Origin of the sequence: Vibrio sp. 10N.261.55.F4, assembly GCF_041470465.1 — a bacterium.
In the GTDB taxonomy this organism is placed as follows: domain Bacteria; phylum Pseudomonadota; class Gammaproteobacteria; order Enterobacterales; family Vibrionaceae; genus Vibrio; species Vibrio crassostreae_C.
In genome coordinates this window covers 138,021-150,559 of the sequence record NZ_JBFRMM010000002.1, presented here as the reverse complement: position 1 = coordinate 150,559, position 12,539 = coordinate 138,021, and the positions used below count along the sequence as shown (strand labels likewise).

The window sequence follows — 12,539 nt, the reverse complement described above, 5'->3', positions numbered from 1 at the left end:
CTGAGTCGTAATTCACATAGACCAAGGACGTGCTATGAACCTCAAGCTTGATACTCTTGCTCCCACTCAGATTTATCACCTGATGACACAAACCGTTGTTCCTCGCCCGATTGCGTGGGCATTGACGGAATCTTCTGACCAAGAGTACAACCTCGCGCCTTTCTCTTATTTCACGCCTGTTTCTAGTAATCCGCCGTTACTGATGTTATCGGTTGGGAAGAAGCCGTCCGGCGAAATCAAAGATACCACTCGTAATGCCCTAGAAACGGGTAAGCTAGTGATTCACATTGCTTCTTCAAGTTCTGCCGAAACCATGACGGCGACAGCAGCTACCCTTGAACATGGTGATTCGGAAGTCACCGCGAATAAAATTGAGCTGGTTGAATTTGAAGGCTTCTCTTTACCGAGAGTGAAAGAGTGCGCGGTCGCTTTTGGCTGCACCTTATACGAAGTAAAAGAGGTTGGAGAGGTGCCACAAAGCCTCATCTTTGCTCAAGTCGAAACCGTGTACATTTCCGAAGACGTGATCGATAAAGAGAGTGAACGTCTTAAGATTGATGCGTTGGCATTGGACCCTTTGTCTCGCCTTGGTGGCGGTGAATACGCGACGCTTTCCAATGTGTTTTCTGTCGCACGCCCTAAGTAGCAATACCTAAGTAGCAGCCCTATATCAACGTACCCAGAATAAGCGTTTTTAAAAACTATGTTAGATACCCAATACTCGCAGTACATCCAACACCGAATTGACCAAAAAACCAAGCCACTCGGTGCGCTTGGCTTACTAGAAAAAGTCGCACATCAATTGGCATTGATTCAGAGCCAAGGCAAAGAAGCTGCGGTTGAACACATCGAATTGAATAAGCCAAGTATCATCATTTTTGCTGGCGACCATGGCATTGCTGACGAAGGCGTGAGTATTGCCCCGAGTGCTGTCACACAACAGATGGTATTGAACTTCTTAAGCGGCGGCGCGGCGATTAACTGTTTTTGTGCGGTGAACAACATCGATATTACGGTAGTCGACACGGGAATATTGTTACCAGTCGAATCTGATAGCCCAATGTTGATCTCCCAGCGTTTGGGTACACGAACCAATAACTTTGCCAACGAAGCTGCAATGAGTTTAGAAACAGTCGAACGTGGGATTGAACTAGGTTCAGAGCTTGTATCTAGAACTATTTCGAATGGCACCAATATCATCATGTTTGGTGAGATGGGTATCGGCAATACCAGTAGCGCGTCAGCGATTTTAAGTGCGGTAGCAAACCGAACTGCTGCAGAGTGTGTAGGCTTAGGCACTGGTATCAACAACGAACAGTTATCACGAAAAGTCGAGGTGGTTGAGCAAGGTGTTGCACGCTGCACAGGACTCGATCCTAAATCGATTTTAGCTCAAGTCGGTGGTTACGAAATAGTGCAAATGGTCGGTGCTTTCCTTGGCGCTTATCAAAACAGAACTCCTGTACTGGTCGATGGTTTTATCGTGTCAGTCGCTGCGTATGTTGCGACCTTAATTGAACCGAATTGCCGTGATTATATGATCTTCGCGCATCGCTCAGAAGAGTCAGGACACAAAATTCTATTAGAACTTCTAGACGCTGAGCCGTTGCTTGATCTTGGCTTGAGACTAGGCGAGGGCACGGGCGCTGCACTAGCCATGCCAATCATCCGAGCGGCCGCTGAGTTCTATAACAACATGGCGAGCTTCGAAAGTGCTGGAGTCACGGTTTAATGAGTGATGCACCAGAAAGATCGTTGAAAGATCGAGTTACTTATCAGTGGGAGCTTTTTGCGCTGGCGATGGGTTTCTTTTCTCGCTTGCCAATGCCGAAAAACACGCCCTATTCTACAGAGCGAATGAACCGTTCTGGTCGCTACTTTTCAACGGTTGGTTTGTTGCTTGGTGTTCTGTGTGGCGGTGTGTTCTTGCTACTTGATGTGGTACTGCCGAGTGCAGTAGCGATCTTTTTGATGATGAGTTTTAGCCTGATGCTCACTGGCGCATTCCATGAAGATGGTTTGACTGATATGGCCGATGGCATTGGTGGCGGCATGACCCTAGAACGCCGTTTGACCATCATGAAAGATAGCCGAATTGGTACATACGGCGCGTCTGCGCTGATCATGGCGTTGCTTGGAAAGTGGGTTCTGCTCAATGAACTTATCAGCATGACTGGATTGTTTATGGTCATCGTGACCAGTTATACCTTTAGCCGCGCGATTGCTGCATCGCTAATTTACGACATGCCTTATGTCAGTGATTTAGATACCAGTAAAAGTAAACCATTGGCCAACAAGCAAACCAAAGGCGAACTTGTCTTCTTGTTGCTGGTAGGCGTGCTGCCTAGCCTGTGGTTTGGTCTTGAATTCGCTTTGGTTTTATCTGTCGTCGCCTATCTGTTCAGAACAGGTTTTAAAACGTGGTTAACGGCTCGAATTGGCGGCTTTACTGGGGACTGCTTGGGTGCGGCTCAACAGTTAATGGAGTTGCTGACTTACCTTGTATTCATTACTGCATTTTACAATGGCTTTCTATAACGGCTTCCTATGACCAACACGAATGAAACTATTCAAGCTAATCAAATTAATCAAGCAAGTCAGCGAAACAGCCATTTGGTATTGGGCGGGGCTCGTTCTGGTAAGTCTAGTTTTGCAGAGCAACAAGCATTATGTGCGCTTGAAGCATGTTCAAATGGACGCCTCAATTATATTGCGACAGCGACATATCTTGATGATGAAATGCGAGAACGAATCGCGCACCATCAACAACGTCGTGGCGAGCAGTGGATTGAGCATGAAGTACCCGTCGAATTAGCCGAAAAACTGCAGTCTTTTGAGAAAGAAGATGTGGTATTGATTGATTGCCTAACCTTGTGGTTGAACAACATCATCTTTGAACTGGGTGATGACGCAACTAATGAACAGGTTGAAGCCGTGGTTGAAGTATTGGTCAAAAGCGTCGAGCAAAGTCCGGCGCAAATTATCATGGTCTCTAACGAAGTCGGTTTAGGTGTGGTGCCGCTGGGTAAAGTGTCTCGCTTGTTTGTGGACAATGCAGGACGAATGAACCAAGCGCTAGCTCGCGTCGTTGAGCGCGTCACGCTGGTTGCTGCCGGATTGCCGCTGCACTTAAAACCATCTAATCACTTGCTTGATATTCAAGGCTAGGTCGCACACATGGTCAATGGAACAACCAAAAACATCTATTTGTTAAGACATGGCAAAGTCGAAGGAAAAGCTGCGCTCAATGGTTTATCTGATGTGCTGGTCAACTCTGATCTTCAAGAACAGATATGTGAGGCACTAACTACACAAGACATTACCTTTGATAGCGTGGTTAGCTCTCCACTAAGACGATGTGGTGATCTCGCGAGCTTGTTTGCAGAGCGTATGTCTGTGCCTTTATCAGTTGCATCGGGTTTTCAGGAAATGAACTTCGGTGAAGTAGATGGTGTCCCATTTGATGAACTTGAAGACAAGTGGGGAATGTTAGAAACCTTTTGGAAAGACCCTGCTAATCATCAATTAACTGGCGCAGAAAGTTTACAGAGCTTCCACGACAGAGTAACTCAAGCTTGGTCGCAACTTTTGAATGATTCAAGTGACAACATATTGTTGGTTACTCATGGTGGTGTGATTCGCATACTGCTAGCGCACTGCCTTAATATTGATTGGAAAAACCCGAGTTTGTACTCGAAGTTATCGATAGAAAACGCATCGATAACGCATATTCAAATCACTCAGTTTGCGCAGAGCTTTATCAGCGTTAAATCGATAGGGATACCTGTTCTTTGAGTGTTCAAAAAACACAGTTTAAGAATTAACAATCTTTTAGATCTGTAAATAGAAACAGAAATATAAATAGAAGTATAAAGCGGCGTTCACAGCCGCTATACCTGATTGGTATTACTACCTACGTGAAAGGAATTTAGTCATGACAACACCAAGTTGGGATCTAAGCATTGCTTATAGCGATCTTAATGATGCAAAAATCGAACAGGACATTGAACTCATTCAGCAGTGCATTGAGCTGTTGAACCTACACGTTGAAAAGCGTCATATCATTCTAGCGATGCAAAACGCGATTCAGACTTCAGAAGCGGCAGGCACGTTACTGAGTACAATCAACACCTTCGCTAATTGCCACGCATCGGTCGACTCGACACACACAGAAGCGAAAGCATTGCTTGGTCGTGTAGCGAAGCTGAACTCTGAAATGTCTCAAGCGTTCAGCCCTTACGAAGATACGCTAATTCACGCAGAACCAGAATTTATTGATGCAGTATTAGAGCATGATAGTGCGGACGTAGCAGGGCAGCGCTTTGCGATTGAAAGCTCTCGTAAGTTATCAAGCAGCCGACTCAGTGTTGCTGAAGAGCAGTTATTGGCAGCGATGAAGGTTGATGGTCGTGACGGATGGGGTCGTTTATACGATAACCTAACCGGATCTTTAAAACTGTCGCTAAAGCTGGACGGTGAAGAGGAAGCCCTAGGCTTTTCACAAGCCGCGAGCCTGTTGTACGGCAGCGAATTCGACAAACAAGAACCAGCATGGCGCGCGGTTCAAGGTGCGATGAAAACGCACCAAGAGTCTTTTGCTTCGATTCTAAATGCATTGGCGGGTTGGCGACTGACTGAAAACAAAAAGCGTTCGAAGATTAGCGATGTGCATTTCCTAGATCCAAGCCTACACGGCAGCCGCATTGTGCCAGAAACGCTAGACACCATGATGTCGGTAGCGAAAGCTAATCGAGTTGTTGGTCAGAAAGCAGGTTTGTTAATGGCAAGAGTTCACGGGCTAGATGAAATGAAGCCTTGGAATCACTTAGCTGCGATGCCGCCGCTGGGTGACGATGAATCTAAGGTTTACCCATTTGATGAGGCGATCGACGTGATCAAAACTGCGTTCGCTGAAGTAAATCCAGAGATGGCTGATTTTGTCGCTTTGATGGTTGATAATGGTTGGATTGATGCCGCACCAGCAGCCAACAAACGTTTAGGCGCTTACTGCACCAAGTTTGCTGCTACACGCACTCCGCTTGTGTTCATGACATGGAGCGGTAGCCGCTCAGATTTAATGACATTGGCACACGAGTTAGGCCACGCGTTCCACAACTGGGTGATGAAAGACATGCCGTTGTGTCAAACACGCTACCCAATGACGCTAGCAGAAACCGCTTCGATCTTTGCTGAAAATATCGTTCGAGACCATTTGTTAAAACAAGCACAAACACGTAATGAGAAACTTGAAATGCTGTGGGAAGAGCTTTCTTCTTCCTTGGCATTAATGGTGAACATTCCCGTTCGTTTTGAGTTTGAAAAAGCCTTCTACGAGCAGCGTGAAAAAGGCGAGCTAACGGCTCAGCAGCTGTGTGACTTGATGGAAACGACTTGGAAAGAGTGGTATGGCGATGCAATGACAGAAGCTGACCCTTACTTCTGGGCAAGCAAGCTGCACTTCAGCATCTCTCAAGTAAGCTTCTACAACTACCCATACTTGTTCGGTTACCTGTTCAGTAAAGGTGTTTACGCTCAGCGCGATGCGAAAGGTGAGCAATTCTACGGCGATTACGTTTCGTTGCTTCGTGATACGGGCAGCATGATGGCGGAAGAAGTCGTTCAAAAGCACTTAGGAATGGACCTGACTCAAGCTGATTTTTGGCAACAAAGCATCGACATGGTCAAAGTTCAAATCGATGAATTTGAAAGATTGCTCGATCAGGAAGATTAATTGATCTCAATCTGTTCATAGCAGGTAAGAGCTGTGTTAGCTTACGTGGCTCTTATCTTGCTGGCATAACCTGAGATAAGCCGAAACAACCAAAAGTCTCTTTAAATAGAGAAAGTTATTTGGAACAGATGTCGGTTAGTAAAGTCAGCAGGTAATATAAAAATATATGGGTAGTATTTGTGAGTGATAACGGAGTTTCTGTTGATAAGTGCGATCCTAGCAACACAATTTCTATGTACAATTTATTAACATACGGCCGTGCAATTAAGGAGTAGCGCATGACGAAGACCCTCTTTCGCCAATCATTTCTTTTTGACAGCCTAGATCTTGAGCAAGAAGTGTTTGCAGGACAGACCGTACTGAGTAACGGTGTTCAAATTAAGCTTCATCAACGCGGTGTCTTGGAAGTGATTCCCGCGGATTTTAATTCTGAAACCAAGAACATCATTTTTTCAACCGGTGTTCATGGCGACGAAACTTCACCAATGGAGCTGATCGATAAGCTCATTGAGGATATTGAAACAGGTTTCCAAGTAGTAAACGCGAGATGCTTGTTTATCATAGCTCACCCAGAAGCCACTAACGCGCATACTCGTTTTCTTGATGTGAACATGAATCGTCTGTTTGATGAAAAGCAGTACGAGAGCAATCGAGAAGTGGATATCGCGAAGAACTTGAAGTTCTTGGTGACTGAGTTTTACAAAGAAACGGAACCTGCCACTCGTTGGCATCTAGATTTGCACTGTGCAATCCGTTTATCTAAGCATTACTCGTTTGCAGTGAGCCCTAAAGTTCGCCACGAAGTACGCAGTAAAGAGCTGTTTGATTTCATTAACAGTGCGCACGTGGAAGCAGTGTTGTTGTCAAATGCGCCAACCAGTACATTCAGTTGGTACAGTGCTGAAAACTTCGAAGCGCAAGCACTGACAATGGAACTAGGGCAGGTCGCGAGAATTGGTGAGAACCAACTTGATAAGCTAACGGCTTTTGACTTGGCGATGCGTAACTTGATTGCTGAAGTTGAGCCAGAGCATTTACCTAAGCGAACCATCACTTATCGCGTGAGCAGAACCATTGTTCGTTTACATGATGACTTCGATTTCATGTTCTCAGATTCTGTAGAGAACTTTACCGCGTTCAAGCACGGTGAAGTATTCGGTCATGATGGTGATAAACCGTTAATGGCTAAGAATGAAAACGAAGCGGTGGTGTTCCCTAATCGTAATGTTGCTATCGGTCAACGAGCAGCCTTAATGGTGTGTGAAGTTGAAACGCGATTCGACCATGGTCAGCTTGTGTACGATTAATATCGACTCGGGTTTAAACGACGAAAACAACCGCTCAACTGGTTGAAATATCAAGGTTCACATTACGGTGTGAGCCTTGAGTTTATTTGGGGATACAGGTAAGGTTACGCGAACATTTTCAAAGTAGCTTGATATGGATTTCCAACAACTTCTTCACCAAAAACAGCGCAAATGGACTAGAGCCATTTATCTGATGGCAGCACTGCTTGTCGCGCTGAGTGCGATTTACCTAATGGTTGGCGATCTCTTCATTTCCCCTCTGGGCACCTTGTCCACGTTAGAACAAAAACTACTGGTTGATTTACGCTTACCTCGATTATTGGCGGCTATTGCCATCGGGGCAGGGTTAGCTGTATCTGGCGCAAGCCTACAAGTCTTATTGGGTAATGTATTAGCAGAGCCAGGTGTGCTCGGTATTTCTGGTGGCGCAAGCTTGGCGATGGTTATCGTACTGTTCTTCTTGCCGTTTGCTCCTACACCAGAACGGTTCATGATTGCCGCCGTTTTAGGGTCACTTTGTTTTACCGTGATTCTAGTGAGCATGGTAAAAACCATGCGACTCACCACGGCTAAATTACTGCTAGTCGGTGTCGCGTTGGGCATTCTTTCTGGCGCGATGGTGACATGGGCGTTCTATTTTAGTGATGACTTAAGTCTACGCTTATTGATGTATTGGCTGATGGGCAGCTTAGGTGGCGTCACTTGGTATCAACACTCGCTCACGTTGGTGATGATCCCCGTGATTATTTGGCTGTGCCTGCAAGGTAGTAAGCTAGATAAGTTAATGATTGGCGAAACGCATGCCGCACAGTTAGGCGTGAACGTTCCGAGATTACGCTGGCGTCTAATTTTCGCCGTGTCTATTTTAGTAGGTTGCGCGGTGGCATTGGGCGGCGTGATCAGCTTTGTTGGCTTGGTTGTGCCACACTTATTGCGTTTAGCGATTGGTACTGATAACAAATACCTTCTTCCTTTGTCTGCCGTTGCTGGCGCTGCGTTGTTGGTGTTTGCTGATATCTGTGCAAGAACCTTATTAGATTCCGCAGAGCTGCCTTTGGGTGTGATGACCACCAGTATCGGTGCGCCTATCTTCATTTGGATGTTAATTAAAAATCATGATTCAAATTAAGAGCCTGAGCGTCGGCGCTCGTTTATTACCACTATCATTTGAGCTCAAGCAAGGGCAGGTGACTCACGTTATCGGCCCTAATGGCAGCGGTAAAAGTACCTTGCTCGAAGCGATATCTGGAATTGGTGATGGTTACAAAGGCGATATAAAGATCGACGGGCAGGATTTGTCGGAGCTGTCTTTACAAGATTTATCATTGCATCGTGCTTACTTGTGCCAAAGCGCAAGGCCAGCCTTCAACTTAGAAGTGTTCCAATATCTTGCATTGTCACTGCCAAGCTCCTCACACGGCCTTGATGCTGAAATCAACGCAGCTTTGGAAGAAATCAGCCAGATGCTAGACATTGCAGACAAACTTCATCGCTCAATTCAGACACTGTCTGGTGGTGAATGGCAACGCGTACGTTTGGCGGGAATGTGCCTGCAAATTTGGCCGACACTTAACCCATACGCGAAGCTGCTGATCCTCGACGAACCCGCAGCTCCGTTGGATATTGCTCAAGAAGCCTTGTTGTACAAGCTTATCGAACGAGTGGCTGAGAAGGGCATCGCCGTGATCATGGCTAACCATGATTTGAACAGAACACTAAGACACGCAGACCAAGTGTTGTTGCTCGATAAAGGTGTACTTCAAGCATCAGGCTCAGCTGATCAAGTGCTTACCCCTGAGCAGCTAGAGTCCGTGTTCAACACCGAAGTCAAAAGTATCTCAGTCGACAATCAGACCTATCTTTTGTTTGGTTAAAAGACTAATTAGTTAAGCTGCTCATTGGGTTTAAGGCGAGTTAGTAAAGGAAGCAAATATGTTTAGATACATCCAAAGAAGAAGAATCAAAAAGGTGATTAAGTCATTGTCTGCAAAGATGGTGAAGAGCTACGGAAGCCGTGATTTCTTCTCTATTGGGCAGGTTGAAACAAGTTCTCGTGAGTTGAGTAAACGCCAACAACAGATTGCTTTAGCCTTGTTTGCGGATCCACAAGATCTTGCTGTTGAATTAGCTCCAACTATTCAGTTGCTGCGTAACGATGTGTCTAATGACTTCTTTGGCGGAGAAGACTACACAGCGCGAGATGTACTTAATCTATTGGGTGGCGGCGGTTGGAAGGGCGGTCGTATGGACGATGACATGTCACATCGCATGGGCATGCATAGCCGTTATTAAATATCTTCTTACTACCTAACGCCTTTATATCCCCAAAGCGGCTTAATCATAAAGCCGCTTTTTTATTCATTCCGAATACTGTTCCCTCAATCAACATAGAATACTGAAATGTCATAATTCGAAGCAACATCATCTATCTACAGCGCATTTGTTTGAGTTGTGTGATGCTGATTCCTATCAATATAAAACCCGCTGTTATTGATAAAATTGACGTATATATTTTTCGTTGTTCTTTAAGTCAGAAACTATAAACCTTCGAATTACAGTGCTGGTTGGTTAGTAACCAATTGGTTTTGTGTTTAGGGTAAAATAATAGAGAGTGGGAAAGTGACAACAATAAATAATAATATTCTAAAAATAGCAGTGGGTATGGCTATGCTATCGAGTGTGCCGTCAGTGGCAAATGCTCATGGTTGGTCTGAGTTTCCAAGCGCGCGTCAGAACACGTGTTACGAGCAAGGCGGGATTTGGTCGGGTACACCACCTAATGCTGCGTGTGCTCAAGCAAAAGACATTTCGGGTTCATACCCGTTTGTTCAACGTAACGAGTACGCGAAAAATATCCAAGATTTCAACAACATCAATGCTGTAAAAGCGGCGATTCCTGACGGCACGTTATGTTATGTCAACGATTCGCAAAAACGCGGCATGGGTGCGCCTCATACTGGTTGGACTCGTACCGAGCTAAATACTGGTACGTTTGAATATGTATTCAATGCGACAGCGCCACACAACCCTTCTTTCTGGGAGTTCTACCTAACGAAACCAAACGCGGACCTAAGCAAAGGCCTAGCGTGGGGAGACTTAGATCTTATCCAAGAAGAGGGTAACGTTCCGGTTAATGGCGGCAAGTACCGCATTAATGTCACTATTCCTTCAGACCGTTCTGGCGATGCGATTCTATTCGTTCGTTGGCAACGTGATGATGCTGCGGGCGAAGGCTTCTACAACTGTTCAGACATCACTATCGCGGGTGGCACAACCCCTCCACCAGAGCCGGGTCCAGAGCCTGATCTAGTGCGTGGTGACCTGTTTGTTTCTGACCAGTTTGGCACGCCAGAAATTGGTGATACGGTTAAATACGACATCATCAACAAGTATGGTGAAGTCGCGCGAAGCTTCGACATCGTCATTGATGCTTCAAACGTTAACGATTGGGCTCGTTTGTTAGCTTCAGAAATTAATGGCTGGCACGAAGAGTTTAAAGATGGCGCGATCTTCATTGGTGACTGGCATGCTGAAATGCAGCACTACATGTACTTCCAAAACGATCCTTCACGTAATTTCTTCAACTCAAAAGATAGCCGTGCTTCTGGTCAGTTAACGTTGATTGATGGTGGCGACGGTGGTGTTGAACCATTGAAAGGTGACATCTACGAGCTAGTGAAGAGTGACAATGTAGTCAATGCTGGCGATAAGGTTGTGATTGCAACAAGCGAAGCCGCGACATTGACTCAAACTCAAGGTTCTTCAGTAAGCATCCAAAATAACGGCACGGCTTCTATCGTAGTTGATACCACTGGCATCACTGCAAACGAAACTTTATCGTTTATGGCTAGCTCGATTGAAAGCGACAGTGTTGAAACCTTCACTTTTGAAGTAATTGCCGATGACGGTGGCGTGACACCAGACCCAGATCCAACGCCGGATCCTGATCCGACTCCTGACCCAGACCCTACGCCAGATCCAGGTACGTGGGACTCATCAGCGACTTACCTTGGTGGCGAAGTCGTGACTTACTCGAACCAGTCATGGAAAGCACAATGGTGGGTTCAAGGTGGTACTAACCCTAAAGCGACTTACGAAAATGACAAATGGGGCGTTTGGCGTCCAGCCAACTAATCTTAACTATTGTTAGTTAATTAGCCTTGCAATAATAACCAAGACACCACATTTTTTGACGAGTGTGGTGTCTTTTTTAGCCTCTGCATTTGCGGTTTTGAATGTCATCAGCCTAGAAAAAGGTGATTCAGAAACGGAGTCTTAATCGCTGAGCAGGGCTCTATAAGAAGATGATAGTTATATAGAAAACAAGAGCTATATAAAAAGACCAGAAGCGTGAGTTTCTGGTCTTTTACGTTTTGTAATGTGTTGAAGAATTATTCCAGAGTAAGGTTTTCTTTAATCTCATCGTTAAGATACCCCTGATCAAAATCTGGTGTCATGAATTCGACGGAGGAGGAGTCTAGATAGCTGGTTTCTAGATAACTCGGTTCTAGATAATGGAAATCTAAGTGATCAGCACTTGCGTAGGTGGGAATCGCAGAAAACAAAACGATACTGATCGCTGCAGCGATATTAATGACTTTGTTGCGTTGAGAAGTAATTTTCATAGTAGTGCCCTCGAAAGGTGGGCAAATCCATCTGCCTATGAGAATTGAATCTGAGATGTTTAGAAGTCGTAAGACAAACCAAGTGTAATGATGCTGTCGTTGTCGATTGAGCCAATTAGATTGTCGCCAACTTGTAGGTTACCCTCGTTGGTGTTGAAGTAGGTGTATTTCACGTAGGGCGTCCAGTCGTCGATGCTTTTAGAGAGAACGACTTCGTGCTCATTGGTACGGTAGTCACCTTGATGAAAATAGATATTGTCACCGTCATGGGTAAACCCGCCATTGGATCCATCACTGTTTTCGTGAGTGTATTGGTAAGCTAAATCCCAACCGGCGAGTGAGTACCCCGCACCGGCGATGAACTTATTGGTGTTAATCGCGGTGTCGCTTACATTCTCGAGTACTTGCCCTGACTGGTTATATCCCAATCCACTGAATACATTGAAGTTGTCGTTCACTTGATAATCGATAATACCTTCGATTAATAACTCTTCACCGTTGTCCCATTTACCGAGTTCACCGTATAGGTTGAACGTGAAGGACTCGCTGATGTGAAAGTCGTGGCCGTAACCCGCTGCTAACCAACCTTGGTCATCAAAACCTATATAGACTTGTCCATTTTCTGAGGTATCGATTAATGCGCCAGCTTCTGTGGTGTAGACACCGTTATCAGCAGCATTAGAGGCAACGTTTTGTTCGATGTAAACTTGAGTCGAAGTCGCAAACGCTGCGCTGCTGAGTAACGTAAGTGGTAGAGCAATAAGGTTAAGTTTTTTCATGGATTCTCCAGTGTCGTTCTATTGAATTAACTTGCTGGAGAGTATGTGATTAAACTGAATTTATATTAATAGGGTTAACTTTGGTTAAAACCTCAGT

13 protein-coding genes are annotated in these 12,539 nt (G+C 45.3%); 11 read left to right on the top strand and 2 right to left on the bottom strand.

Going from position 1 to position 12,539, the window contains the following annotated elements; genetic code table 11:
- The first annotated feature begins 34 nt into the window (after positions 1-34).
- The 11 genes from AB4249_RS01485 (at position 35) to AB4249_RS01435 (ending at position 11,172) form a co-directional block, all read left to right on the top strand.
- Positions 35-646 carry a flavin reductase family protein gene (locus tag AB4249_RS01485; RefSeq protein WP_372102215.1) on the top strand — a complete coding sequence of 204 codons (612 nt, stop codon included), beginning with the start codon at positions 35-37 and terminating at the stop codon, positions 644-646.
- A 57-nt stretch (positions 647-703) separates the two neighbouring features.
- Complete coding sequence (gene cobT, locus AB4249_RS01480) at positions 704-1,732, top strand: nicotinate-nucleotide--dimethylbenzimidazole phosphoribosyltransferase (protein ID WP_372102214.1); 1,029 nt, start codon at positions 704-706, stop codon at positions 1,730-1,732.
- Positions 1,732-2,538 (top strand): adenosylcobinamide-GDP ribazoletransferase, encoded by an 807-nt coding sequence (locus tag AB4249_RS01475; RefSeq protein WP_017066160.1) that lies wholly within the window; start codon positions 1,732-1,734, stop codon positions 2,536-2,538. The genes cobT and AB4249_RS01475 overlap by 1 nt, the downstream gene beginning before the upstream one ends.
- A 9-nt stretch (positions 2,539-2,547) precedes the next feature.
- Entirely contained in the window at positions 2,548-3,168 is a 621-nt protein-coding gene (cobU, locus tag AB4249_RS01470; protein WP_017059154.1) for a bifunctional adenosylcobinamide kinase/adenosylcobinamide-phosphate guanylyltransferase, read from the top strand.
- 9 nt (positions 3,169-3,177) lie between these two features.
- A complete protein-coding gene (cobC, locus tag AB4249_RS01465) occupies positions 3,178-3,795 on the top strand; it encodes an alpha-ribazole phosphatase family protein (RefSeq protein ID WP_017059155.1) in 618 nt (205 codons plus the stop codon).
- A gap of 139 nt (positions 3,796-3,934) precedes the next feature.
- Entirely contained in the window at positions 3,935-5,731 is a 1,797-nt protein-coding gene (locus AB4249_RS01460) for a M3 family oligoendopeptidase (protein ID WP_372102213.1), read from the top strand.
- 278 nt (positions 5,732-6,009) lie between these two features.
- The gene (locus tag AB4249_RS01455) at positions 6,010-7,038 is read left to right on the top strand and encodes a succinylglutamate desuccinylase (protein ID WP_017059157.1); all 1,029 of its coding nucleotides are present in this window, start codon (positions 6,010-6,012) and stop codon (positions 7,036-7,038) included.
- Positions 7,039-7,171: 133 nt separating this feature from the next.
- A complete protein-coding gene (gene btuC, locus AB4249_RS01450; RefSeq protein WP_372102212.1) occupies positions 7,172-8,167 on the top strand; it encodes a vitamin B12 ABC transporter permease BtuC in 996 nt (331 codons plus the stop codon).
- Positions 8,154-8,912, top strand: a complete 759-nt coding sequence (btuD, locus tag AB4249_RS01445; protein ID WP_136978782.1) for a vitamin B12 ABC transporter ATP-binding protein BtuD — start codon at positions 8,154-8,156, stop codon at positions 8,910-8,912. Before btuC ends, btuD begins: the two co-directional genes overlap by 14 nt.
- A gap of 58 nt (positions 8,913-8,970) precedes the next feature.
- Complete coding sequence (locus tag AB4249_RS01440; RefSeq protein ID WP_017066163.1) at positions 8,971-9,330, top strand: DUF6559 family protein; 360 nt, start codon at positions 8,971-8,973, stop codon at positions 9,328-9,330.
- Between the two features lie 375 nt (positions 9,331-9,705).
- Complete coding sequence (locus AB4249_RS01435; protein WP_372102312.1) at positions 9,706-11,172, top strand: lytic polysaccharide monooxygenase; 1,467 nt, start codon at positions 9,706-9,708, stop codon at positions 11,170-11,172.
- A gap of 257 nt (positions 11,173-11,429) precedes the next feature.
- Here the strand turns inward: AB4249_RS01435 and AB4249_RS01430 are convergent, their stop codons facing one another.
- Positions 11,430-11,663, bottom strand: a complete 234-nt coding sequence (locus AB4249_RS01430; RefSeq protein ID WP_372102211.1) for a hypothetical protein — start codon at positions 11,661-11,663, stop codon at positions 11,430-11,432.
- 59 nt (positions 11,664-11,722) lie between these two features.
- Entirely contained in the window at positions 11,723-12,442 is a 720-nt protein-coding gene (locus tag AB4249_RS01425; protein ID WP_017092618.1) for a hypothetical protein, read from the bottom strand.
- Positions 12,443-12,539 lie beyond the last annotated feature (97 nt).